A 22,953-nucleotide genomic window follows, 5' to 3' on the forward strand; every position below is an offset into this window, starting at 1 on the left:
CGCGGATCCGCGTGGGTGCAGCGCACCCACGCGCGGGCAGCCCAACCGCACTAGTGTCCTGATCGTGGACAGCAAGAACGAACTCGGAGACTATCTGCGCGCCCGCCGCGCACTGATCCGGCCGGAGGACGTGGGTCTGCCCGACTACGGACCACGGCGGGTGCCGGGACTCCGGCGGGACGAGGTGGCCCTGCTCGTGGGTGTGAGCACGGACTACTACATCCGGCTGGAGCAGGGCCGGGAACGGCACCCGTCCGACCAGGTGCTGCGGGCCATCGCCGGCGCACTGCGACTCGACGACGCCGCCGCCGCGCATCTCTACCGGCTCGGCATGCCGGTGTTCGGGACGAAGACGTCCACATCGACGACCGTCGCCCCGGAGCTGCTGCGTCTGATGGAAGGCATGCAGGACGTGCCGGCCTTCCTGGTCGGCGCGGCGCAGGACGTCCTGGCCGCGAACGCGATGGCGCGCGAGCTCTACTGCGGCTTCGCCCGGTACGACAACCTGCTGCGGATGATCTTCCTCGATCCGTACGCGAAGGAGTTCTACGCGGACTGGGAGGCCGCGGCGCGGATCGCGGTGGGCAACCTGCGGGCGTCGTCCTCACAGTTCCCGGAGGACGAGCGGATCCAACGGGTCGTCGGCGAACTGACCTTGCGCAGCCCGGCGTTCACCAACCTGTGGGCCCGCTACGAAGTACGTCCGCGTACCCACGAGGACAAGCACTTCCGCCACCCGCGGGTGGGGGAACTACGCCTGCACTTCGAGGCGTTGGCCGTCGCCAGCGCCCCGGGACAGCACCTGTCGGTCTACAGCGCCGAACCCGGCAGCGCCAGCGCCGACGCCCTGGTCCTGCTGCGACGCCTGGCCGAGCAGAGCGCCACCGCCGCTGATCCCTCCAACGAAGACATACCCATACAGAAGGAGTGATTTTCCATCATGACCACGTCCCTGGCCGACAGCGTCGGCACCTTCGAGATAGCCGGCAAGAAAGTCGCACGGCTGGGCTTCGGTGCCATGCGGCTGACCGGGCTCGGGGTGTGGGGGGAGCCCGATGATCGCGGAGAGTGCGTGCGTGTGGTGCGCCGCGCCGTCGAACTCGGTGTTCAGCTGATCGACACCGCCGACTCCTACGGGCCGTACGTCAGCGAGGAGATCATCCGGGAGGCCATCCACCCCTACTCGGACGACGTACTCATCGCGACCAAGGCGGGTCTGACCCGTAACGGCCCCGACGTGATCAGGCGCGGCGGAGAGCTGGTGCGCCTCGGCCCCGCGGCGTGGCCGCCGGTCGGCCGTCCCGAGTACCTGCGCCAGCAGGCGCTGATGAGTCTGCGCCGGCTCGGACTGGACCACATCGACCTGTTCCAACTGCACCGTGTCGACCCCAAGGTCCCACTGGAGGACCAGGTCGGCGAGCTGAAGAAGCTCCAGGACGAAGGCAAGATCGTCGCGATCGGCCTGTCGCAGGTCACGGTCGACCAGATCGAGCGGGCGCGGCGCGTCGCGGACATCGCCACCGTCCAGAACCGCTACAACCTCACCGACCGCACCTCCGCCGACGTCCTGGCCTACTGCACCCGTCACGGCATCGGTTTCATCCCCTGGGCTCCCGTGGCCGCGGGCGAACTGGCCCGACCCGGCGGAACGGCCGACCGCATCGCCTCCGCGCACGGCACCCGCCCGTCCCACGTGGCCCTCTCCTGGCTGTTGGCTTCCTCCGAGGTCATGCTGCCCATCCCCGGCACCTCCAAGGTGGCCCACCTGGAGGACAACGTGGCCGCGGCCCACCTCCGCCTGAGCGAGGCGGAGATCGCCGAACTCGACGCCGCCGCGTGACCCCTGCCGTGGGCGTCCCACCATCCGCACTCTCCGAAGAAGGTCACTCCAGCCGTGCTACTTCCCTTTGACGAGGCAGGCCAAGGCCAACCGGTCGTCCTGCTGCACGCCCGACCCACCGACCGCACCATGTGGCGGGCGCATCTCCCCCTGCTCGCCGAAGCCGGTGTCCGGGCCATCGCCCTGGACCTGCCCGGTCACGGCGACTCCCCCCTCCCCGACCACCGCGAAGTGGCCCCCTGGGCCGACGTCCTCGACACCCTCGACCACCTCGGCGTCGACCGCTTCGTCCTCGCCGGGAACTCACTCGGCGCCCTGGTGGCCCTCCAGACCGCGGTCACGGCCCCCGAACGCGTACGGGGCTTGGCACTGATCGGTTACCGCCCGCACGACCTGCCGCCGTCTCCCCGCCTCCAAACCGCGTGGGACAGGGAGAAGACCGCGCTGGACGCCGACGACATCGAGGCCGCTGTCCAGGCCGGCGTCGACTCCTGGACGTCCCCCAACGCGTCGGACGAGGTACGCGCCCACGCCGCCGACATGCTGCGCCGCCAGCTGACCTCTCAACTCGCCCATGGCGAGCCGAACTTGGCGACCGACCCGCTGAGCCAAAACGCGGACGCCTTGCGCACCCTGGCGATCCCCGCCCTGGTCGGCGTCGGAGAACTCGACATGCCTGACTTCTTCCAAGGCGGGAAATCCCTCGCCGACGAACTCGACGCGGGCGACCTGGTAGTCGTCCCCAACGCCGGACACCTCGCTCCACTGGAGCAGCCCGAGGCGTTCTGCGCCCTGCTCCTGAACGCGTTTCGCTCGCGCTAACGGTCAGCCATTACCTCCCCGGGGTGCCCCCGATCCCCCGCACAGGGCGTTCCCCCCGGCCCCGGACTCCCGGGGGTGCCCCCGGGCCCCCGTCTCGTCGTGGCTGGCGTCACGCTCGCGCTGGCGGTCAGCCATTACCTCCCCGGGGGTTCGCCCGGTCCCCGTCTCGTCGTGGCTGGCGTCACAGCTGTTTCCCCCGCCCACCCGTGGCTGTACGCGTATAGCGCGGGGTGCGCACTGTCTTCCTGGGTTTCCGGGGGCCCTCCGGGGTGAGGGTTCGCTCGCGCTGGCGGTCAGCCATTACCTCCCCGGGGTGCCCCCCGACTCCCCCGTCTCGTCGTGGCTGGCGTCACGGATGTTTCCCCCCGCCCACCCGTGGCTGTGTTCGTCTAGTGCGGGGTGCGCACTGTCTGCCTGGGGTCCGGGGGCCCTCCGGGGTGACTCCTCGCTCCGCGTATCCGCCAAGGCTTGGCTCCGGCTGCTGGGTCGCTGCGGGGACCCCCCTGCACGCCCCCGTTCCGCATCGTTCCGCGCTGCGGCACGGAGGGGGTGAGTAAGGAGATCGGGGTGACCCCAACCTCCTCACTCACCCCCACCCGCGAAGAGAGGCACCCGCGAACGGACCGGAGGGGGTGTGCCGGGGGTGTCCCCGCAACGACCCAACAGCCGGAGCGCAACTGTGGCGGATACGCGGAGCGAGGAGTCACCCCCGGCGCGCCCCCGACCCCGTACCGGCAATAGGCGAACCGGCCCGGTGCCGAACCAAACCAAAACCCACCCCAACCCCCCACCGGGCAGGGGCGAACGGGGGCCACCCCGGAAACCTGAAACGGGCGAACCGGGCCACGGAGTAATGGCTGACCGCCAGCGCGTAGCGGGCCCGCGCGAGCGAACCGTTAGGAGAGCGCCTCGTACAAGCTGAAGCCCGCCAGGGCAACCATCACCGCCGCCGCGATCTTCGTGATCAACCGCAACGGCACCCGCTTCATCAACGCCCGTCCGCCCAGGATCCCGATCCCGGCCACCGCCCACAGGGCGAGCACCGCGCCGATGCCGACGGAGAGCGGGTCGCCGTAGCGGGCGGCGAGGTTGGCGGTCATGATCTGGGTGAGGTCGCCGAACTCGGCGACGAGGATGAGCATGAAGCCGCTTCCGGCGACCTTCCAGAAGCTCTGGTCGGCGGGGGGCTTCATGGTCTCCTCGTCCTCGTCCCCGGAGTGCTGCCAGAGGATCATCGCCGCGCCGGCGAGGAAGAGCACCCCGACCACGCCCTGCACCCACCGGTGCGGCAGCAGGGTCAGCAGGCTGCCCGCCGCGATGGCGACGACGACGTGGACCGCGAAGGCGGCGGCGATGCCGCAGAAGACGTATCCGGCGCGGTAGCGGGTGCCGAGCATCAGGCTGGCGAGCGCGGTCTTGTCGGGAAGTTCGGCGACGAAGATCACGCCGAAGACGATCGCGGCGATGGTGAGGCTGAACACGGTCTCACGGACTCCTGGTGGGCGGTGCGCCGCGCCGGAGCTCCAAGGGGTCGCTTCGGCACGGCAGTGTCGGACACTGCGGCCGAAGGTCTCGCTGGCCAGGCCGGTGGACGGCGTGGCTCCGGGCGCCGGCTGGAGCGTTCCAGCAGTATGTCGACGGTCCGGCGGAGAGCTACTCCCCTTCTGCTCGCACCAGCGTAACCGATCCGTCCGGGCCGGCCGCGTTCCCGCCCGGCGCCGCCGCGTCCTCACCGGGGCCGGGTGATCCGTCCCCGGGCCACCAGTTCCAGTACCACGGTGACCGCGACCGCCTGCACGGCGAGCAGGGCGACCAGGACGAAGAGCTGCACCGCGCCGGCCATCACCGGGGAGGCGCCGCCGATCAGCATGCCGACGAAGGCGCCCGGCAGGGTGACCAGGCCCACCGTGCGGGTCTGGTCGAGGCCGGGGATCAGGGCGGTGGCGGCGGCCGGGCGGGCGATCTCCAGCCGGGCGTCCCGCTCCAGCAGCCCGAGCGCCAGCGCCGCCTCCACCTCGCCGTGCCGGGAACGCAACTCGTCCAGGGCCCGCTGCCCGGCGAGCACGGTGGCGGTGAGCGCGCCGCCGATCAGGATCCCGGCCACCGGAATCAGCGCCACCCCCTTCAGCGGCACCAGCCCCACGGCCACCAGCAGCGCCACCACCGGCAGCGCGCCCACGGCGATCGGCACCGACGCCCACCACCACGTGCCGTTCCGGGTGATCCGGCGGCCCGCGGTGCGTACCGCGACGGCGTACATCACCAGGACGAAGGCGAGCAGCGTCGGCAGTCTGCGCACCACCCACCCGATGACCAGGGCGACGACGGCGAGCTGGACGACCGCGCGCAGCCCGGCGTAGGCGATGGCCCTCGGGTAGTTCTCCCGGTCGTCGACGAAGCGGGCGTAGCAGGCGACGGCGACCGCCGCGAGCAGCAGCGCGGCCAGCACGACGCCCAGCATGGCGTTGACCGGCAGCAAGGTGGTGGCGGAAGCGGCGGCGGACACGGCCATACGGTACGTCGGCGCCCGGCCGGGACGGGGCGGTGAAACAAACTCGAAATGCTTGAAAGTTGCAGAGTTTAATTAGGTCTGCCTAATGTGGTCCGCGATCGGTGCGTCCCCCACAGCCGACCGAAGGAGCCTGCCCATGCGCCTGTCCGCCGACACCGCCAAACCTCACGTCCTCGCCCTCTTCCGGGTCGTCACCGGCCTGCTCTTCGCCTGCCACGGCGCCGCCTCGCTCTTCGGCGTCCTCGGCGGCGCGGCGGGCACCCACGGCGGCACCCTGCCGGCCGGCGCGTGGCCGGGGTGGTACGCGGCCGTGATCCAGTTCATCGGCGGCGTCCTCGTCGTCCTCGGCCTCGGCACCCGTGCCGCCGCCCTGATCTCCTCGGGGTCGATGGCGTACGCGTACTTCAGCGTGCACGCCAAGCTCGCGCTGTGGCCGTTGCAGAACGGTGGCGAGCCGGCCGCCCTGTACTCGTGGGCGTTCCTGCTGCTCGCGGTCACCGGGCCGGGCGCCTGGGCGCTGGACGGGATATTTTCCGCCGCCCGCCGCCGTCGTCCGGCCGCCCCCGCCGAGGCCGGCAGCCCGGCCTGACCCGGCGCCGCTGAACGCCGGGGAAACCGGGTCGAAACGTATGAGAACCTTCTCACCCCGTCCGGTGTGATCACCGCACAGATTCCAGGCGTACGCTGTACGGCGGCGTACCGGGAGGCTCCGGCCCCTGGTCGCCGCCTACAACGCACGGGCGATCCGGGAGAGAACGACGGTGGTCGACAGACTGACTGCGCTTGTCGACTCCCCGTGGGCGTTCGCGCTGGTGGCGCTGAGCGTGCTGCTCGACGTCTTCCTGCCCGTGCTGCCCAGCGGCGTGCTGCTCACCTCCGCCGCGACCGTGGGCACCGCGGGCGCCGACGGCGCGAAGGACGCCACCGACATCGTGGCGTTGCTGCTGTGCGCGTCGGCCGCCTCCTGTCTGGGCGACCTCGCCGCCTACCGGCTGGCCTGGCGCGGTGGCGCCTGGCTCGACCGCCGGCTGGAACGCTCCCGCCGGCTCGCCGCCGCGCAGGAACGTCTCGGCCAGGTGCTGACGCAGGGCGGCGGAGCCCTGGTGGTGCTGGCCCGGTTCGCCCCGGCCGGCCGTTCCGTGGTGAGCCTCGGCGCCGGCGCGGCCCACCGCCGCCCCGCCGAATTCCTCCCCTGGTCGGCCCTGGCCGGCTTCGTCTGGGCCGCCTACGGGGTGGGCCTCGGCTACATAGGCGGCCACTGGCTGGGTGCCTCCTGGGTGTCCACCGCCATGTCCCTGCTGGCCCTGGCCGGCGCCGGTGCCGTCGCCGCCTACGTCTTCCGCCGCGAACGCCGCACCCTCGCCACCCCCGACCTCCCGGTCCCCGCCCAGGACCTCCCCGTCCCCGCCGACCTCCGCTGACCCCTCACGCCCCGCGCAGCCGCCACCCCGTCACCGCGGCGTCCACGTACCCGGCGTCCAGCGCGTCCCCCGATCGCCATCATCACGCTCACAGCGCTTCCCGGCGGCGTTCCGCGCTGTCGCGGGCGGTGGTCTCGTCGAGGTAGACCTCGCAGACGGGGTAGCCGTCGGGCGGGAAGTGCTCCACCTCCCACAGGCTGAGTTCGCTGTCGTCGGCGAGGAGGAAGGCGTGTTCGTACAGGGCCCATTCGACGGCCGGGCCCTCGTCGCGGGCGTGCCTCATGGCGACCAGGGTGGTCTCGTGGCCGACGGCGGTACGCAGCAGGCGGCGGATGCGGGCGCCGGGGCGGTCGGGGTTCTCGGCGCGGCGCAGGACGCGCCAGGCGTGCTCGGCGGAGCGGTCGTGCTCGTAGGTGTGCCGGGACCGGCTGCGGCCGGGGATGGCCAGGTCGTCCAGGATCCCGGAGAGCAGGTCCTGGAGGGCGGCGTCGGCGTCGGTGTCGGCCCTCGGGTACGGTTCCGTGCCGCACCAGGCCGTCATCCGCCGCTCGGCCTCGGCCGCCTGGGCCTGGTCGGCGTAGACCTCGTGGAGCGTGCGGCTGCCCGGGCCGGTGGTGTACTCGATCTCCCAGAGCACCAGGTCGGCGCCGTCGGGCAGGAGGAAGACGTGGCGCAGCGTGCGGTGGCCGAGGGGGTACGGGGGGCCGTTGCGGCGGTGCAGCGAGTGCAGCTCCACGCAATGCATCAGCGCGCCGCGCAGCCGCGCCACCACGGCGTCGTCCAGCTCGAACGCGTTGTGGGCGCGGTCCAGCAACCGCTCCACGTGCTCGCGCGTGTCGTCCATGAGGGCCTCCCCAGTGCGCGCGTGCGGTACCGAGTGCTGCGCGCGCACTTACGGTAGCGGTGCGCGCGCAGCGCGTGTCGGGTTTTCCGCGATTCCGCCCCTGAATCGCGGAAAACCCCCGCCCCGCGGTGGCCGGCTCAGCCCGACTTCACACTGCCGGGGCGGCCCCGTCGGCCCCGGCGTGGCGGGGGCACCCCCGGACCCCCGCACCGCGCGCCGGCATTGGCCTTGCCGTGGTGCCCGGTTCGCCCGGTTCGGGGTTCCGGGGTGGCCCCCGTTCGCCCCTGCCCGGTGGGTGGTTGGTGGGGTTTTGGTTTGGTTCGGCACCGGGGGCTTCGCCTACTGCCGGTACGGGATCGGGGGCGCGCCGGGGGTGACTCCTCGCTCCAGGTTTCGTCGTCGGCTTTCCCCCGCCCCGCTGGGTCGCTGCGGGGACACCCCCGACACACCCCCTCCTGCCGTCGTGCGGGTGCCTCTCTTCGCGGGTGGGGGTGAGTGAGGAGGTTGGGGTCACCCCGATCTCCTTCTCACCCACCCCGTGCCGCAGCGCGGAACGCAACAGAACGGGGGCGTGCAGGGGTGTCCCCGCAGCGACCCAGCAGCCGGAGCCAAGCCTTGGCGGATACGCGGAGCGAGGAGTCACCCCGGAGGGCCCCCGGAAACCCAGGCAGACAGTGCGCCCCCCGCACTGTACGAACACAGCCACGGGTGGGCGGGGGGAAACAATCCGTGACCTCAGCCACGACGAAGCGGAAACGGGCGCACCCCGAGGAGGTAATGGCTGACGTCAGCGCGAGCGAACCGTCAGCGCGAGCGAACCGTCAGCTTGGCGCAGCCACGTAGTCTTCGAGGCGGGCCACCGTGAAGCCCTGTTCCTCGATCCGCCGGATCAGGTTGGCGAACATTTCCGTCATCGTCGTCCCCTTCAGCTCACTGGGACCACGGAAGTGGGCGAGGATGATGTCACCGGGGCGGAGTTTCTTGTCGGGCGCCTGGTATTGCATGTTGGTGATCTGCATGGACTCGCGCCACCAGACGATGGCGCGGGGACCGCATGCGTTCACCGCCGCCTTGGTGGCGGTGTCGTACGCCCCGTAGGGGGGACGGAAGAGCAGCGGGGCGGTGCCGTACTGCTTGGTGAGGATCTTCTGGTCGCCGCAGACCTCCTCGGTCTGCCGGGCGAGCGGGATGGTGTTCATCGCCGGGTGGTGCAGGGTGTGGTTCTGTATGTGGTTCCCGAGCGCCTGGAGCGGCTTGAAGTAGCCGTAGTCGGACTTGATGGCGTCGTTCATCAGGAACATGGTGACCGGGATCCGCAACTCCCGCATCATGGCTATGAACTTGGGGTCCTTCTCCTGCCCGTCGTCGAGGGTGACGAAGACGACCTTCTGGTGGGTGGGGATGTGCGCGAAGACCGGTACCGGGCCGTGCGCGGTGAGTTTGACGGGCTTGTCGGCCGGCGGGGCGGGCGGTGCGGGCAGCGGCTTGAGGCCCCACTTGTGCCAGACGGCGGCGGGCACCGATGCCGTACCGTCGCCGCCCGCCGGGGCGGAGGGCGTACCGGACGCCGGGGCGCCGGAGGCCGTCGGGGCCGGCGACGGCTTGCCCGCGGCGTCGGCGCCCCCGCCGCATCCGGTCGCCAGCGTGGCCACCGCGGCGAGCGCCGCCACCCCCGCCGTCGTGCTGTGGACCCTGCTCAACCCGTTGTGCCGCTTCACCGCGTCGTGCTCCCGACAGTCGCCGTACCTACGCCGGTTAAGAGCGACTGACGGCCGGATCCGTTCCCTGCCCGGCGCCCGGAGCGCCGGCGTCCGCGCGGCCCGGGAACTCCGTCGCCGTCAGGGCGAGCAGCGGGGCCGCCTTGACAGCCGTCTCCTCGAACTCGGCGGCGGGGTCGGACAGGGCCACGATCGCCCCGCCGGTGCCGTACCGGATGCCCCGTTCGGTGACGACCGCGGTGCGGATGACGATGCTGAGATCGGCGGCGCCGGTCAGCGAGAAGTACCCGATCACCCCGGAGTAGACGCCGCGCGGGCCGCCCTCCAGCCGGTCGATGATGCGCATCGTGCGCACCTTGGGCGCCCCGGTCATCGAGCCGCCGGGGAAGGCGGACCGTACGCAGTCCACCGCCGACGCGCCGGGCCGCAGCCGGGCCCGTACCGTGCTCACCAGTTGGTGCACGGTACGGAAGCTCTCCACCCGGAAGACGTCGTCGGCGACCACCGAACCCGTCACCGCGCAGCGGCCCAGGTCGTTGCGGACCAGGTCGACGATCATCAGGTTCTCCGAGCGGTCCTTCTCGTCCGCCGCCAGGCCGGCCCGCAGCGCCTCGTCCTCGGCCGCCGTGGCGCCCCGCGGCCGGGTGCCCTTGATGGGACGGGATTCGGCCACGCCGTCCGCGCCGATCCGCAGGAAGCGCTCCGGCGACGTGCTGAGCACCGACAGCCCGCCGAAGGAGAGCAGCGCCCCGAACGGGGCCGGGCTCAGCCGCCGCAGCAGCCGGTACGCCTGCCACGCGTCCACCGGGCCGGGGATGTCGGCGGTGTTGGTCAGACACACCTCGTACGTCTCGCCGGCCGCGATCTCCTCCTGGGCCTCGGCGATCAGTTCCAGGTAGCGGGCGCGGTCGTGGCGCAGCCGGATGCCGTGCGCGGCCGGCTGCGGCCGGGGGGCGGGGCCGGGGGCGGCCCCGGCCAGGGCGGCGAGGCGGCGCCGGGTCTCGCGCAGCCAGGCGCGGGCCTGGCTGCGGGCGCCGCGTTCGGCCAGCGCGAGCAGGTACGTGGTGCCGGTGGCGTGGTCGAGGACGATCGCGCGGTCGGTGAAGACCAGCACGGCGTCCGGGTCGGGCGAGCGGTGCGCCCGCTCGCCGCCGCACTCGGCCTTCAGCTCGTAGCCGAGGTAGCCGACCCAGCCGAGGGCGAAGTCGCACGGCAGCTCGGGGCAGGTCGTGCGCAGCCCGCGCAGATCGGCGTCGAGCCAGTCGAGGAAGGAGCCGGTGACCAGCTGCTCCCGGCCGCGTTCGCGCACGGTGACGGTGCCGGTCCACACGTCGGCGGTGGCCACCCGGGCCAGCGGGCCGGTGGCGTCGCCGAGTACGGAGAACCGCCCGGTGCCGTCGGCGGACAGGCCGGAGCCGGGGCCGCCGCCGTCCAGCCAGTACGCGTACGGGCGCTCGCGGAAGAGCCGGTCGAAGACGACTTCGGCGTCCCAGCGGGTGGGTATCCGCTCGGCCAGGACCTCCAGTTCGCGCGGGGGCGCGGCGGGGGCGGGGGTCGGTTCGGGGGCGCGTACGGTCACCGGGGGGCGCGGGTGCGCGGCGCGTTCGGCGCGGGCGAGCGCGGTGAAGTTGCGCAGGAGCAGGTCGCCGTGGCGGGTGCAGATCGACTCGGGGTGGAACTGCAGCCCCCACACCGGCCGTTCCCGGTGGGCGAGGGCCATCAGGACGCCGTCCTCGGTCCAGGCGGTGGCCCGCAGCTCGTCGGGCAGGTCGGTGACGGCCAGCGAGTGGTAGCGCACGACCTCGAACGGCGAGGGGACGCCGGCGAAGAGGCCGGTGCCGTCGTGGAGTACCGGTGAGGTGCGGCCGTGCCGGGGCTCCGGCGCGCGTTCCACGGTGCCGCCGTGCCGGGCGGCTATCCCCTGGTGGCCGAGGCAGATGCCGAGCAGCGGCAGCCGGGCGCGTTCGCAGCGGGCGATCACCTCGTCGCAGATGCCGAAGTCCGACGTCCGCCGCGGGGTGCCCGGCCCCGGCGAGATCACCACGGCGTCGTACCCGTCCAGCCGCCCCGCCCGCCACCCCGGATCGTCGTTGCGCACCACCTCCGGCTCCTGGCCGGTGGCGGCGGCGATCTGGTGCACCAGGTTGTAGGTGAACGAGTCGTAGTTGTCGATCAGTAGCGTGCGCATCGGCCGGGTGGTGGGAGGGGAGGGATGGCCTTCCAGTCTCCCATGCCCCCTCGCCCCCTGTCAGCGCTGCCGATGCCGCACAAAACACCGCGGAACGGACGGCCGGCCGCCGGTGGGAGGGGAGTTGGACGTCGAACGCCCCGGAGCGCGATCGCTCCGGGGCGTTTCCGCTGGTGGGCACAGACGGATTCGAACCGCCGACATCTGCTTTGTAAGAGCAGCGCTCTACCGCTGAGCTATGCGCCCTCGGGCCTGATCGGTGATCGGCGTGGGAGAGGACAGGTTACCGTGTCATGCCCCCTGCTCCACAAATCGAACCGGGGGGCGGGGGTAATCCCCACCCGCGCGCGGGTGGCAGCGGGGTTCCGGGGTGGGGAGCCGGGGCCGTAGCGTCGGGTTGGACGGCGGTGCGCGGGGTGCCGCCGAGGACGAGTTGCTTACGGAGAACTGAATCGTGGCCAGCGCACACCGCATCCGGATGGGCTTTCGCGCACCACTGCTCGCGACGGTGCTCGGGCTGGCGCTCGCCGGGTGTGGCCACGCCGTGGCGGACCGGGGGCCCGCCGAGCACCGCTCCTTCGCCTTCACCGGCAAGCGGCTGACCATCGAGACCACCGAGGGGTCGTTGGTGGTGGAGGCCGCCGACGTGCGCAAGGTGGAGGTCACCCGGTGGTTCCGCGGGCGCGCCGTGCTGGGCGTCACGCCGCGCGCCACCTGGGACCTGACGGGCGCCACGCTGGCGTTGCGCACGCACTGCGCGGGGGTGGTCAGCTCCTGCTCGATACGGCACAAGGTGCTGGTCCCGCGCGGTCTCGCGGTGGCGGTACGGGCCGGGGACGGCAAGGTGGAGGCCGAGGACATCGGCACGCCGCTGAACATATCCACCGCCAACGGCTCGGTGCAGGTCAAGGACTGCTCCGGCGACCTGACGCTGACCAGCCACAACGGCAAGGTCACCGCCACCGGCACGGGTGCCCGCACGGTCCGGGCGCGCAGCGGCAACGGCTCGGTGCAACTGGGCTTCGCCACCGTGCCCGACCGGGTGGACGTCACCTCCGGCAACGGCAAGGTCACCGTCGAGCTGCCGCCCGCCTCCTACGACGTCACCGCCCGTTCCAGCAACGGCAGCACCCACGTCGACGTACCGGTCAAGCGCCACAGCGGCCACGTGGTGACGGTCCGGGTCAAGAACGGATCGGCGACGGTGCGCACCGCCACCTGACGGTCCGGCGGCGGCGCCGGGTGGGAGTATGGGACGGCAGCAGACCGGCCGGACAAGCGGGGAGACTTCAAGTGGCGACGGCACGTTCGTGGTGGCGGCGGGACGACGACAGTCACCGTGCCGCCGCCCGCTCCGCGAAGGACGCCGCCGCCGAGTCCTTCTACGAGCTGGACACCGCGCAGCGGGAGCTGACGCTCACCATCGAGACGATCACCGCGGTGGACCGTTCGCCGGGCGGGCGCAAGGCCAAGGCGGACTACGACTCCCTGGCCCGCCGGATCGACGAGGTCAGCGGGGGCTACATCGCCGCCGTGGACGCCCACGACCTGGACGCCGAACAGCTCGACCTGGCCGCGGCCACCCGGGCCCGTAACGCGTTCACGCTGGCCCGGGACGAGATCGTGAAGGTCAGGGCCGACCTGGACCGCTTCGCGCGGAGCCTGGGGCCGATGCTGACCCGGGCGGAGAACGAGTTGTCCCGGCTGGCGCCCGCCGTGGAGCAGGCCCGGCAGGCGTTGCTGGGCGCCACCGGCGCGCTGGACGAGGTGCGGGCGGCCGGGCTGCGCGCCGACGACCTGGCCGCCCGGCTGGCGGCGCTCGGCCCGGAGCTGACCAAGCTCAACGCCGGTGCCAAGGCGCACGGGGTGCGGGAGACGATCCAGCGGGCCGACGCGATGCGCCGCGCGGCCGGGGAGATCCGCGCCGAGGCCGAGGCGCTGCCGCAGCGGGCCGCCGAGATCGACCGCCGCCTGGTGAGCCTGCGGACCCGGGCGCAGGCGCTCACCACCCGGGCCGGGCAGGTCGGGCCGACCCTGAGCGAGTTGCGCCGCCGGTTCAGCGCCGCCTGCTGGCAGGACCTCCAGCAGGTGCCGGAGCGGGCCGCCGACGCGGTCGCCCGGGCCGAGCGGCGGCTGGCCGAGGCGGAGCGGGCCCGCGCCGAGCAGCGCTGGCCGGACGCCACCGCCGCCCTGACCGCGGTACGTGACCTGCTGGCGGAGACGGACGCGGCGGTGTCGGCGGCGGGCGACCGGCTGCGGCGGCTCGACGAGGTCAGCCGGGACCCGCAGGGCGAGATCGAGCGGACCCGGTTCGCGCTGCGGGACGCCCAGCGGCTGGCGATGCAGGGGCGTGCCACCCCCGACCCCCGGCACGCCGGGCCACTGGACGACGGGGTGGCCCGGCTGCAACGGGCCGTCGACGGCCTCACCGGGCGCCACCCGGACTACTGGGCGTTCCTCACCGAACTCGCCGCGATCCGGGAGACCGCCGAGGACGTGGTCGCCGCCATCCGCGAGGAACGCGCCCGCACGAGCTGAACGCACCGGCTGACCGCCTCCGCCGCCGCGGCTATCCTGCCGCCATGCCTCGTTACGAGTACCGATGCCGCGCGTGCGGCACCACGTTCGAGATGAACCGGCCGATGGCGCAGTCGTCGGATCCGGCGGCCTGCCCGCACGGGCACGACGACACGGTGAAGCTGCTGTCGACGGTGGCGGTCACCGGGACGGCCACGAGCGGGGCCGGGGCGGCGCGGGCCCCGCAAGGCGGCGGGGGCGGCTGCTGCGGCGGCGGGTGCTGCGGCTGAACCGGCCTCCGCTGGCCTGACGCGCCGGGCGGACGGATGCTGGAAGGAGGTACGCGTACCGCGACCTCATCCGTCCGAGGAGGCCGGGCCCATGTTCAAACTCAACGAACATCTGCCCATGGACCACAGGCTCAGCAAGGTCTACCGGATCGGGGCGGGGCTGACCGGGCTCGTCCTGGTGGCCTTCGGCGTGCTGGGGCTCACCGATCACGTGGGCTTCTTCTCGCTGCACGGCCACGGTGTGGCGGCCCTGAACTCCAACGGCGCGCTGAGCGTGCTGTCGATCGTGATCGGCGCGATCCTCTTCGTCGGCATGGTGATCGGCGGCAACTTCGCCTCGACGCTCAACATGGTGCTCGGGGTGCTCTTCGTGCTGAGCGGCTTCGTCAACCTCGCCATCATGGACACCGCCTGGAACTACCTGGCGTTCCGGATGCCCAACGTGCTCTTCAGCTTCGTGGTCGGGCTGATGCTGATGACGTTCGGGATGTACGGGCGGGTGCACAGCAACCTGCCGCACGACAACCCGTACTGGCGGCAGCGCCACCCGGAGGCGGCCGAGCGGGAGGAGGAGGCGGTGGCGGCCGGTGCCTCCCCCTCCGGCCGGCGGCGGCTCAGCCCTGGTCCAGCCTCCGGGCCACGGTCACCCCATCCGCAACTGTGAGCAGGACCGCCTCCACCCGGTCGTCGTCGCGCACCAGGTCGTTGAAGGCGCGGACGGCCGCGGCGGCGCCGGTGGCGGCGGGGTCGGCCACCTGGCCGCGGTAGAGGGTGTTGTCGGCGACGATCAGCCCGCCGGGGCGGGTGCGACGCACCAACTCCTCCCAGTAGGCGGGGTAGTTGCCCTTGTCGGCGTCGAGGAAGGACAGGTCGATCCAGGGCTCGTCGGGCAGGGCGCGCAGGGTCTCCAGGGCGGGGGCGATGCGCAGGTCGACGCGGTCGGCGACGCCGGCCTTGTGCCACGCCTCGCGGGCCACCGCGGTCCACTCCTCGCTGACGTCGCAGGCGATCAGCCGGCCGTCCGGCGGGAGCGCCCGGGCCATGGAGAGCGCCGAGAAGCCGGTGAAGGTGCCGACCTCCACCACGTTGCGGGCGCCGACGAGGCGGACCAGGAAGGCCAGCAGCGGGCCCTGTTCCTCAGCGGTCTGGAGCCCGGCGGAGTCGGCGAAGCGGGTGCGGGTGAGCTCGACCAGGTCGCGCTGGACCGGGTCGAGCGGCGGGTTGTGGGCGAGTATGTACGCGTACAGCTCGGGGGTGAGGACGGGGTTCTTGGTCTCGGCCACCGGTGACTCTCCTCGCGGGACGGTCGGTGCGGTACGGGGTTCCCGGGGCCGTCGCGCGGCGCCGGGGGAACGCATCGCCCAGCATGGCAGGCCGCCGGGTCAGCCGACCTCCTCCACCCAGGCCGCCATCCGCCGCAGGATGCCCTCGCCGGCCAGCACGCCGACCGTGTCGAGCGCGGTGACGTGGGCGGCCGTCCAGCCGGTGGCGGCGAGTTCGCCGTGGCCGGGGCGCCACGCCTTGTCGGCGGCGAGCAGCAGGTCGGCGTCGAGGAGGGAGTCGCCGGCCGCGAGCACCCGGTCGGCGCCGGTGCGCCGGACCACCTCGGCCAGCCCGGCGCTCTTGGTGAGCGGTGCCGGTACGGCGTAGACCTTGCGGCCCTGCGCGGAGACGGTCCAGCCGAGCGGGGCGGCCCAGTCGGTGAGTTCGGCGAGCCAGCCGTCCGGCAGCGCGGCGCGGTCGACGACGGCGTAGACGAAGAGGTCCTCGGCGACCCGGACGGTGTGCAGCCACGGCGCGGCGGCGTCGCGCACCACGCGGTCGAGGATCTCGGCGAGCGGCGCGCACGAGGCGCTGAGGCGGGCGCGTACCTGGTCGTGCCAGGCGTGGTCGGTGCGACCGTGCACCAGCAGGTGGCCGCCGTTGGCGCAGACCGCGTAGGCGGGCGGCGGGCCGGGCAGCCGGACGCGCCGGTACTGCTCGCGGGTGCGGGTGGTCACCGGGACGAAGGCGGCCGAGGCGGTCAGCCGGGTCAGCAGGTCGGCGGCGCGTTCGGTGACGTAGCTGAGCGGCCGGCCCTGGTGGACCTCGACGCACAGCAGGCGCGGCGCCTGCTCGTCCGGCATGGGCAGGGCGAGGGCGGTGGCGGAGTAGATCAGGGTGCGGTCCAGGTCGCTGGCGATGAGGGTGCGGGTCACGCGGATCTCACCGCCAGGCCGTCGGCTCCGGTGGCTCCGCGGGTGTAACGGGGGTGGACCAGGCCGACGCAGGCGTACGGCAGCCCCTCGGTCTCCACCAGCGGTACGCCGCGCCGCCGGGCGAGCAGCCGGACGTGGTCGAGTTCGGGGCCGGCGCCGGGGCGGACGAGGACGCGCCAGGGCACCCGGCGCAGCAGCACCCGGGTGGTCTCGCCGACGCCGGGCTTGACCAGGTTCACGTCGTGGATGCCGTACTCCTCGCCGATGCGTTCGACGGCGGCCCAGCCGGCCCAGGTGGGGGCGGCCGGGTGGTGCGGGGCGACGGTGCCGGCGACGGCGGGGAAGCGGGCGGCGACGGCGTCGAGGAAGAGCCGGGAGACGTCGGCGGCGGCCAGTCGGCGGTAGAACTTGGCGCCGTGGAAGTCGTCCGGGCCGATCAGGTCGGCGCGCAGCACGGTGCGGGAGACCAGCCCGGAGACGGTGGAGTTCAGGCACGCGGAAGGGATCAGGAAGTCCTCGCGGGTGCCGTAGGCCCAGGCGCAGCCGGCCGGGTCGGCGAGGACCGCAAGGCGTGGGTCGAACCGGGCCCGGCCGGTGAACTCGGCGACGGCTCGGGCGAGTTCGCGGGTGATGGCGCCCTTGCCGGTCCAGCCGTCGACGAAGACCACGGCGGCCGGGTCGTGGTGGGCGGCGAGCCAGCGCAGCGCGGTGGTGTCGATGCCCCGGCCGCGCACGATGGAGACGGCGTAGTGCGGCAGTTCGGCGCCGTGCGCCCAGGCGGCCCAGCGGCGCATCAGGATGCCGACCGGGGTGCCGGCCCGGGCCAGCGAGACGAGGACGGGCGCGGGGCCGCGTTCGGCGAGCACGGTCTCGGTGACCACGCCGACGGCGTGCGCGAGGCGGTCGGCGCCGGTGTCCAGGGCGGCCCGGAAGAGCGCCTGGTAGTCGTCGTCGGGGAGGAGTTCCTCGGGCAGCGATTCGGCGTAGTGGGCGCCGCCGTTCTGCACCGCCTCCTCGCGTTCCTCGGTGGGCGCCTCCAGGGCGACGCCGGTCAGGTCCTTGAGCAGCCAGCCGACCTCGTCGGGGGCGTAGGAGGAGAAGGCGGGTCCGCGCAGTGGTTCAGGCATCGCCGTCCCCCTTGTGGTGTATGACGGCGAGCAGCGGGTGCGGGGTGTGGGCGGCCAGGTGGGACAGGAGTCCGCCGGGGGCGTGCAGCGCGCCGGTGTCGCCGGCGGTGTCGGTGACGGCGACGACGGCGTCGAAGCCGGCGCCGGCCACGTTGTAGGCGTAGCGGTCGCCGGGGCCGTCGGCCGGGTCGTCGTGGCTGGGGAAGACGAGGCGGCTGCGGATGGGGTATCCGGGGTGGTCGACGGCGAGCACCGGGGAGCGGGTGGTGGCGGAGAAGCGGACGTCGGTGCCGGGCAGCCGGTCGGCGAGGGCTTCGGCGAGCCGCAGCGGCACGTACATCAACTCCTCGCTGCCGAGGACGAGTACGCGCCGGGCGCCGGGCGGCAGGGCGGCGCGCAGTTGCCCGGTGAGGGCGGGCAGCGCGGCTTCGAGGCGGTCGCGGTGGGCGGCGGTGAAGCCGTGGCGTCCGCCGTCGGGCAGCCCGGCCGGCCAGTCGAGGGTGATCCGGGGCGCCCGGTGGCCGTCGGCCGGGGTGGGCGGGGCGGTGGTGTGGTCGGCGACCAGGCGCCGGCCGCGGGCGAGGACGTCGGCGGGGAGCGCCACCCGGCCGTGCGCGAGGCTGACGACGTCGACGGTGGTGCCGAGGTCGGCGGCGGCCTTGGCGAGGTCGTCGTGGCCGGCCGGGTCGCGGACGTCGACCAGGGCGGCGACCACGTAGCGTTCGCGGGGCGCGCGGCGGTGCAGGGCCTCGACGGTGTTGCGGATGGTGCGGCCGGTGGACAGTTCGTCGTCCACCAGGACCAGCGGGGCGCCGTCGGTGAGCCAGCCGGGGTCGGCGGGGAGCAGCCGGTGGGAGGTGGCGTGGCTGTGTTCCTCCTCGAAGCCGCCGGCGTCGGGCATGCCGGGCACCCGGCGCCGGGTGGAGTGCAGGCAGCGGGCGGCGCCCAGGCCGTCGGCGACGCAGTGGCCGAGGCCGGTGGCGGTCTCGGCGTACCCGAGGACGAGGGCGCGGGCGGCGTCCTCCTCACCCAACAGCGCCCGTACCCGGTGGCCGAGGGTGAGCCCGGCGTCGCGGACCGTCTTCGGGTGCTGCGGTACGTGCTTGCCGAGCACGGTGGAGACCAGCAGATGGGCCCGCCGGGGGTTGTCGCGGACCGCCAGGCCGACGAGCCCGGGCAGTCCGGGGGAACCGGTGAGGGTGACGCCGAGCCGGTCGGTGACCCACTGGCCGGGCCATATGTGCTCTGCTGCCATGCGTGGAGTGCTCCAAGGGGTGGGGGCGGCCGGTGGTCAGGCGCCGGGTGCGGGGGTGCCCGCGGCGAGCAGGTCGGCGAGGGTGACGTCCGGGCGGGCGACGCCGAACGCCCGGGCGCGGCGCAGGGTGCGTTCGGCCCAGGCGCGGTGCGGCTTCACCTCGTTCATCTTGTTGGTGTAGGCGGAGCGCAGCACCCCGCCGCCGTTGCCGGGGCCGGTGATGTCGGTGGCGTCGCAGAACTCCTCGTGGGTGACGACGGAGAGCGCGTGCACCGGGGCGATGTGGCTGGGGTGGATGCAGGTCTTGCCCAACAGGCCGTTGGCGTGGTCGAGTTCGACCTCGCGCAGCAGTCCGTCGAGGTGGCCGCCGGGCGGCCGGGGTCCGGGGGTCCGCGGCCGGCGCGGGAAGTACTCCCAGACCGGGCCGGTGAGGGTGAAGCCGGTGCCGTCGGCGCGGCCGAGGACGTTGACGACGTCGCCGATGAGGGCGGCGAGCAGGGCGATGTCGTAGGCGGTGGTGCCGGGGGCGCGGCGCAGCCCGTAGGCGGCGCACAGGTCGGTGACGCCGAGCCGCAGGGCGAGGACCCGGTCGCGGTACTTGGTGACGGTGCGGGCGATGCCGTCGAGGGTGGCGGTACGGGTCTCCAGGTGGAGCAGGTCGGGGGATTCCAGCACCGGCATGGCCAGCAGGCGCCGTCCGCAGGCGGCTTCGGCCTCGGTGAGCGCTTCGAGGAACGGTATCCCGCTGCACTCGGTGAACTTCGGCAGGACGAATCCGGTCAGGACGCGGACCGCGGGGCCGAGCCGGGTGACCAGGGCGGTGATCTGGCCGGGGGTGCGTACCCGGACGAAGAGCAGCGGCAGCGGGCCGGATCCGGGGGCGCCGGTGGGCTCGGCGGCGAGCGCGGTGAGCTGTGCGACGAGGTTGGCCTCGGCCCGGCCGACCTCGCCGTCGGGTATCGCGTCCTCCAGGCAGAGCACCATGGAGACCACGCCGCGGGCGGCCTGGCGGCGTACGTCGGCGGCGAGGCGGGGCCGGGTCGCGGGGCTGTAGAGGGTGGCGCCGAGGGCGGGGGCGAGGACGTCGAGCGGGGCGGCGGCGTCGAACTCGGCGGGTGGGAGGTGGAAGAGTTCGTCGCGCACGCGCGGCGCGAGGTGTCCGAAGTGCCGCATACGCTCCCCGGTGGGTCGTGGTGTGCCGTCCCCGCGCCGCGCCGAGGACCACCTCGCACGACGCCTGGCCGACAATCGTACGCAGGCTTATGGGACGGTCTTTACCAACCCTTGTGCGACCCCTTGCTACCGCCCGGGTACCGGGCGGCCCCTGCGTTGTCGGCCCGGGTGGTGGTTGGCAGGATGACGGACATGACGCACGAGATGGTGAAGGGGTCGAACATCCCGCTGGAGGCGTCCGCGGTGCGGGCGGTGCTGAGCTGGACGCCCGGCTCCGGGGTGCCCGACGTCGACCTCTCGGCGCTGCTGGTGGGCGGGGACGGCAAGGTGCGTTCCGACGCCGACTTCGTCTTCTACAACCAGCCGCGGCACCCCTCGGGCCTGGTCGCGCACGGCCCCAAGGAGCCCGTCGGGGACGGCCTCGCGGACCGGGTGGAGGTGCGGCTGGCGGCGCTGGAGCCGTCGGTGGCCCGGGTGGTGCTGGCCGCCTCGGCGGACGGCGGACGCTTCCGCGCGGTCGCCGATCTGCGGCTGCTGCTCTTCGACGCCGCGGCCGGTCGGGACGCCGCGCCGCTGGCCCGTTTCGCGGTGGTGCCGGACACCGGCGCGGAGTCCGCGCTGATCTGCGGTGAGCTGTACCGGCGGGAGGGCGGCTGGAAGTTCCGCGCGCTGGGCCAGGGGTACGCCAGCGGGCTGGTGGGGCTCGCCACCGAGTTCGGCATCGCGGTGGAGGGGGACGACACGGACGGTGCCGCTGCGCCGCCGACGGTTCCGGCGCCCGCCGCGCCCGTTCCCACCGGTCCGGTGCCCACGGTGGCCGCCGCTCCCCCGCCGCTCCCGCCGCGGCCCGCCACGTACCCCCAGGCGCCGGTGGCCACCCAGCCGATGGCCGTGCCGGGGTACGGCTACCCGTCGGCCGGTTACGGGTATCCGGCACCGCCGTCCTACGGTTACCCGCCGCAGCCCGGGGCCCCGGGGTATCCGCCGCCGGGCTACGGATACCCGCCGCCGCACGCGGCCGGCTATCCCCCGCAGCCCACCGTGCCGGCCTTCGTCATGCCGCCGCAGGGGCCGCAGTTCCAGCGCGGCCGGTGACCGCCCGGGGGCGCCGCGGTCAGACCTTGGACTTGTAGCCGCGTCCCCATTGCAGGCCCCACCCGTACAGCCGGTCCAGCTCGGCCTGGAACCCGTAGACGTAGCGCACCTCGCGGCGCACGTACAGCTCGCCCTTGCGGTTCTCGATCAGCACCACCGCGCACGAACGGGCCTGCGGGGCGCGCTCGTTGAGCGCGATCTCGATCTGCGGGCCGCTGCTGGGGTAGAGGGTGACCATGCCGTGGGTCCGGTCGAAGGCGGGGGTGCCGTCGTAGATGTAGACGAAGACCAGCAGCCGGGTGAACTGGTCCTTGTGGTCCAGGTTGATGGTCATCGTCTCACCCGAACCGGAACCGAACCGGTCGTCACCGCTGAGGTGAATGTAGGGCGGCTCGTTGACGTTGCCGTAGAACTCGCCCAGCGGCTGGACGACGCCCTTGCTGCCGTCGGCCAGCTCGTACATGCACGCCAGGTCGAGGTCGACGTTGACCATGGCGGGGCCCTGGGCCTGCACCAGTTCGGGGTTGAAGACCGAGAACGGGCGGCGCCAGGCGGAGCTGCGCGGGTACTGGTCGCCGATGTCCGAAGTGCGCATCCGCCAGGTCAGGTTGACCCGCAGGTTGCCGCCCGCGGAACCCTGCTGGTTGAGCGAGACCACCGGGCGGCGTTTGGTGAGGGTCACCGTGTGCGAGGTGCCCATGTCGAACCCGGATCTGCCGCCGCGCAGGAACTCCCACATGCCGCCCCTCCCCTGGGCCATGTCGCCGCGCGCCCGCCCCGGCGGGGCCGCGCGGCGCCTTCCGTACGCCGGACCGGGACGGTCAGACCTTGGTCGCCACCTCGGCCTGCCGGTCCGGCTGTCCGGAGCCTTCCCCGAGTCGGCGGTTGCGTACCACCGAGGAGCCGAACGAGGCCGCGATGAGCACCACGCCGATCAGGCCGGTGACCACCTCGTTGACCTCGAACTTGATGGTGAGCAGCAGGATGACGGCGAGCGCGCCGATCGCGTAGTGGGCGCCGTGCTCCAGGTAGACGTAGTCGTCCAGGGTGCCCTTGCGGACCAGGAAGACGGTGAGCGAGCGGATGTAGAGGGCGCCGATGCCCAGGCCCAGCGCCATCTTGAAGATGTCGTTGGTGATGGCGAAGGCGCCGATGACGCCGTCGAAGGAGAAGGAGGCGTCGATGACCTCCAGGTAGAGGAACATGAAGAAGGCCGCCTTGCCGGCCAGCCCGATCACCGAGCCGGTCCGCGGGGCCGGCGCCGCCTCCTCGGACTCGTCGTCCTCGGCCTCCTCCAGCCGGTCCTCGAAGAAGCCGGAGACCCCGCCGACCACCAGGTACGTGATGAGCCCGGCGACCCCGGCCAGCAGCACGGTGGCGGTCTTGTCGACCGTGCCGCCGCCGTGCACCGGGACCTCGGTGGCCACCGTCATGGCGGCGACCAGCAGCACCACCAGGGCGACCACGACGGAGAGCGACTCCAGCTTGCCGAGCCGGGCCAGCGGACGCTCCAGCCAGCCGAGCCAGGAGATCTCCCGCTCCTCGAAGAGGAAGTCCAGGAAGATCATCAGCAGGAAGACCCCGCCGAACGCGGCGATCGCCGGATGGGCGCTGGTCACCAGGTGTTCGTAGCGGGTGGGCTCGTTCACCGCGACCTTGACGGCCTCGATCGGCCCGATCTTGGCGGTGATGGCCACGATGACCACCGGGAAGACCAGCCGCATGCCGAAGACGGCGATCAGCACGCCGAAGGTGAGGAAGATCCGCTGCCAGAACGGGCTGAGCTTGCGCAGGATGCCCGCGTTGATGACCGCGTTGTCGAAGGAGAGCGAGATCTCCAGGACCGACAGGATGGCGACGACCGCCAGACCCTCCCACCCCCAGACGACCGCGGAGAAGGCGAGCGCCACCGCGGTGACGGCGAGCGACCAGCCGAAGGTTCTGACGAGCACT

General features: G+C 73.2%; 20 protein-coding genes, 1 tRNA gene and 1 pseudogene. 10 read left to right on the forward strand and 12 right to left on the reverse strand.

Annotated elements, in window-relative coordinates; all coding sequences use genetic code 11:
• Positions 1-64 precede the first annotated feature (64 nt).
• From SCATT_RS06725 to SCATT_RS06735, 3 genes are read left to right on the forward strand one after another with little or no spacing between them, the layout of a single operon-like run.
• Positions 65-931 (forward strand): helix-turn-helix domain-containing protein, encoded by an 867-nt coding sequence (locus tag SCATT_RS06725; RefSeq protein ID WP_014142211.1) that lies wholly within the window; start codon positions 65-67, stop codon positions 929-931.
• Between the two features lie 9 nt (positions 932-940).
• Positions 941-1,840 carry an aldo/keto reductase gene (locus tag SCATT_RS06730; protein WP_014142212.1) on the forward strand — a complete coding sequence of 300 codons (900 nt, stop codon included), beginning with the start codon at positions 941-943 and terminating at the stop codon, positions 1,838-1,840.
• A 54-nt stretch (positions 1,841-1,894) separates the two neighbouring features.
• Positions 1,895-2,662 (forward strand): alpha/beta fold hydrolase, encoded by a 768-nt coding sequence (locus SCATT_RS06735; RefSeq protein ID WP_014142213.1) that lies wholly within the window; start codon positions 1,895-1,897, stop codon positions 2,660-2,662.
• 896 nt (positions 2,663-3,558) lie between these two features.
• On the opposite strand, the gene SCATT_RS06740 is transcribed toward SCATT_RS06735, so the two are convergent.
• Entirely contained in the window at positions 3,559-4,143 is a 585-nt protein-coding gene (locus tag SCATT_RS06740) for a TMEM165/GDT1 family protein (RefSeq protein ID WP_014142214.1), read from the reverse strand.
• 248 nt (positions 4,144-4,391) lie between these two features.
• Positions 4,392-5,174 (reverse strand): ABC transporter permease, encoded by a 783-nt coding sequence (locus tag SCATT_RS06745; protein ID WP_014142215.1) that lies wholly within the window; start codon positions 5,172-5,174, stop codon positions 4,392-4,394.
• 136 nt (positions 5,175-5,310) lie between these two features.
• On the opposite strand from SCATT_RS06745, the gene SCATT_RS06750 reads away from it, so the two are divergent.
• Both SCATT_RS06750 and SCATT_RS06755 read left to right on the forward strand, forming a co-directional pair.
• Positions 5,311-5,763, forward strand: coding sequence for a DoxX family protein (locus SCATT_RS06750; RefSeq protein ID WP_014142216.1), 453 nt, complete (start codon positions 5,311-5,313; stop codon positions 5,761-5,763).
• Positions 5,764-5,935: 172 nt separating this feature from the next.
• Positions 5,936-6,595 (forward strand): DedA family protein, encoded by a 660-nt coding sequence (locus SCATT_RS06755; protein ID WP_014142217.1) that lies wholly within the window; start codon positions 5,936-5,938, stop codon positions 6,593-6,595.
• Positions 6,596-6,683: 88 nt separating this feature from the next.
• On the opposite strand, the gene SCATT_RS06760 is transcribed toward SCATT_RS06755, so the two are convergent.
• From SCATT_RS06760 to SCATT_RS06775, 4 genes are all read right to left on the reverse strand, one after another.
• Positions 6,684-7,439, reverse strand: a complete 756-nt coding sequence (locus SCATT_RS06760) for a DUF6227 family protein (RefSeq protein ID WP_014142218.1) — start codon at positions 7,437-7,439, stop codon at positions 6,684-6,686.
• A gap of 821 nt (positions 7,440-8,260) precedes the next feature.
• The gene (locus tag SCATT_RS06765; protein ID WP_014142219.1) at positions 8,261-9,157 is read right to left on the reverse strand and encodes a polysaccharide deacetylase family protein; all 897 of its coding nucleotides are present in this window, start codon (positions 9,155-9,157) and stop codon (positions 8,261-8,263) included.
• A 37-nt stretch (positions 9,158-9,194) separates the two neighbouring features.
• On the reverse strand, positions 9,195-11,345 hold the full coding sequence (gene pabB, locus SCATT_RS06770; protein WP_014142220.1) for an aminodeoxychorismate synthase component I: 2,151 nt from the start codon (positions 11,343-11,345) through the stop codon (positions 9,195-9,197).
• Positions 11,346-11,516: 171 nt separating this feature from the next.
• Positions 11,517-11,591: transfer RNA gene (locus SCATT_RS06775), tRNA-Val, on the reverse strand.
• A 208-nt stretch (positions 11,592-11,799) separates the two neighbouring features.
• Here SCATT_RS06775 and SCATT_RS06780 point away from each other — a divergent pair.
• The 4 genes from SCATT_RS06780 to SCATT_RS06795 all read left to right on the forward strand — a co-directional run bounded on the left by SCATT_RS06780 (position 11,800) and on the right by SCATT_RS06795 (position 14,816).
• Positions 11,800-12,567: a DUF4097 family beta strand repeat-containing protein gene (locus tag SCATT_RS06780; RefSeq protein ID WP_014142222.1), complete on the forward strand. Its 768-nt coding sequence runs from the start codon at positions 11,800-11,802 to the stop codon at positions 12,565-12,567.
• Positions 12,568-12,638: 71 nt separating this feature from the next.
• Positions 12,639-13,883 carry a hypothetical protein gene (locus SCATT_RS06785; RefSeq protein ID WP_014142223.1) on the forward strand — a complete coding sequence of 415 codons (1,245 nt, stop codon included), beginning with the start codon at positions 12,639-12,641 and terminating at the stop codon, positions 13,881-13,883.
• A gap of 44 nt (positions 13,884-13,927) precedes the next feature.
• A complete protein-coding gene (locus SCATT_RS36100) occupies positions 13,928-14,152 on the forward strand; it encodes an FmdB family zinc ribbon protein (RefSeq protein ID WP_014142224.1) in 225 nt (74 codons plus the stop codon).
• A gap of 91 nt (positions 14,153-14,243) precedes the next feature.
• Positions 14,244-14,816 (forward strand): DUF4383 domain-containing protein, encoded by a 573-nt coding sequence (locus SCATT_RS06795; protein ID WP_014142225.1) that lies wholly within the window; start codon positions 14,244-14,246, stop codon positions 14,814-14,816.
• On the opposite strand, the gene SCATT_RS06800 is transcribed toward SCATT_RS06795, so the two are convergent.
• The 4 genes and pseudogenes from SCATT_RS06800 to SCATT_RS06820 all read right to left on the reverse strand — a co-directional run bounded on the left by SCATT_RS06800 (position 14,767) and on the right by SCATT_RS06820 (position 19,905).
• Positions 14,767-15,435 (reverse strand): O-methyltransferase, encoded by a 669-nt coding sequence (locus SCATT_RS06800; protein WP_014142226.1) that lies wholly within the window; start codon positions 15,433-15,435, stop codon positions 14,767-14,769. The two genes, SCATT_RS06795 and SCATT_RS06800, sit on opposite strands and share 50 nt — an antisense overlap.
• A gap of 99 nt (positions 15,436-15,534) precedes the next feature.
• A complete protein-coding gene (locus SCATT_RS06805) occupies positions 15,535-16,350 on the reverse strand; it encodes an HAD family hydrolase (protein WP_014142227.1) in 816 nt (271 codons plus the stop codon).
• Positions 16,347-18,732, reverse strand: a pseudogene (locus SCATT_RS39360) (phosphoribosyltransferase). The gene SCATT_RS06805 and the pseudogene SCATT_RS39360 overlap by 4 nt, the downstream one beginning before the upstream one ends.
• 36 nt (positions 18,733-18,768) lie before the next feature.
• Positions 18,769-19,905 carry an HpcH/HpaI aldolase/citrate lyase family protein gene (locus tag SCATT_RS06820; RefSeq protein ID WP_014142230.1) on the reverse strand — a complete coding sequence of 379 codons (1,137 nt, stop codon included), beginning with the start codon at positions 19,903-19,905 and terminating at the stop codon, positions 18,769-18,771.
• A 192-nt stretch (positions 19,906-20,097) separates the two neighbouring features.
• Here SCATT_RS06820 and SCATT_RS06825 point away from each other — a divergent pair, with 192 nt between their 5' ends.
• On the forward strand, positions 20,098-21,000 hold the full coding sequence (locus SCATT_RS06825; protein ID WP_014142232.1) for a TerD family protein: 903 nt from the start codon (positions 20,098-20,100) through the stop codon (positions 20,998-21,000).
• 19 nt (positions 21,001-21,019) lie between these two features.
• On the opposite strand, the gene SCATT_RS06830 is transcribed toward SCATT_RS06825, so the two are convergent.
• Both SCATT_RS06830 and SCATT_RS06835 read right to left on the reverse strand, forming a co-directional pair.
• Positions 21,020-21,739, reverse strand: coding sequence for a TerD family protein (locus SCATT_RS06830; RefSeq protein WP_014142233.1), 720 nt, complete (start codon positions 21,737-21,739; stop codon positions 21,020-21,022).
• A gap of 82 nt (positions 21,740-21,821) precedes the next feature.
• Positions 21,822-22,952: a DUF475 domain-containing protein gene (locus SCATT_RS06835; RefSeq protein WP_014142234.1), complete on the reverse strand. Its 1,131-nt coding sequence runs from the start codon at positions 22,950-22,952 to the stop codon at positions 21,822-21,824.
• Position 22,953: the final 1 nt, after the last annotated feature.

It is taken from the genome of Streptantibioticus cattleyicolor NRRL 8057 = DSM 46488 (genome assembly GCF_000240165.1).
Classification (GTDB): domain Bacteria; phylum Actinomycetota; class Actinomycetes; order Streptomycetales; family Streptomycetaceae; genus Streptantibioticus; species Streptantibioticus cattleyicolor.

Coding starts and splice junctions, on each gene's coding strand:
- SCATT_RS06730 (WP_014142212.1), top strand. CDS start 941: ATGACCACGTCCCTGGCCGACAGCGTCGGCACCTTCGAGATAGCCGGC.
- SCATT_RS06745 (WP_014142215.1), bottom strand. CDS start 5,174: ATGGCCGTGTCCGCCGCCGCTTCCGCCACCACCTTGCTGCCGGTCAAC.
- SCATT_RS06750 (WP_014142216.1), top strand. CDS start 5,311: ATGCGCCTGTCCGCCGACACCGCCAAACCTCACGTCCTCGCCCTCTTC.
- SCATT_RS06760 (WP_014142218.1), bottom strand. CDS start 7,439: ATGGACGACACGCGCGAGCACGTGGAGCGGTTGCTGGACCGCGCCCAC.
- pabB (WP_014142220.1), bottom strand. CDS start 11,345: ATGCGCACGCTACTGATCGACAACTACGACTCGTTCACCTACAACCTG.
- SCATT_RS36100 (WP_014142224.1), top strand. CDS start 13,928: ATGCCTCGTTACGAGTACCGATGCCGCGCGTGCGGCACCACGTTCGAG.
- SCATT_RS06795 (WP_014142225.1), top strand. CDS start 14,244: ATGTTCAAACTCAACGAACATCTGCCCATGGACCACAGGCTCAGCAAG.
- SCATT_RS06820 (WP_014142230.1), bottom strand. CDS start 19,905: ATGCGGCACTTCGGACACCTCGCGCCGCGCGTGCGCGACGAACTCTTC.
- SCATT_RS06825 (WP_014142232.1), top strand. CDS start 20,098: ATGACGCACGAGATGGTGAAGGGGTCGAACATCCCGCTGGAGGCGTCC.
- SCATT_RS06830 (WP_014142233.1), bottom strand. CDS start 21,739: ATGTGGGAGTTCCTGCGCGGCGGCAGATCCGGGTTCGACATGGGCACC.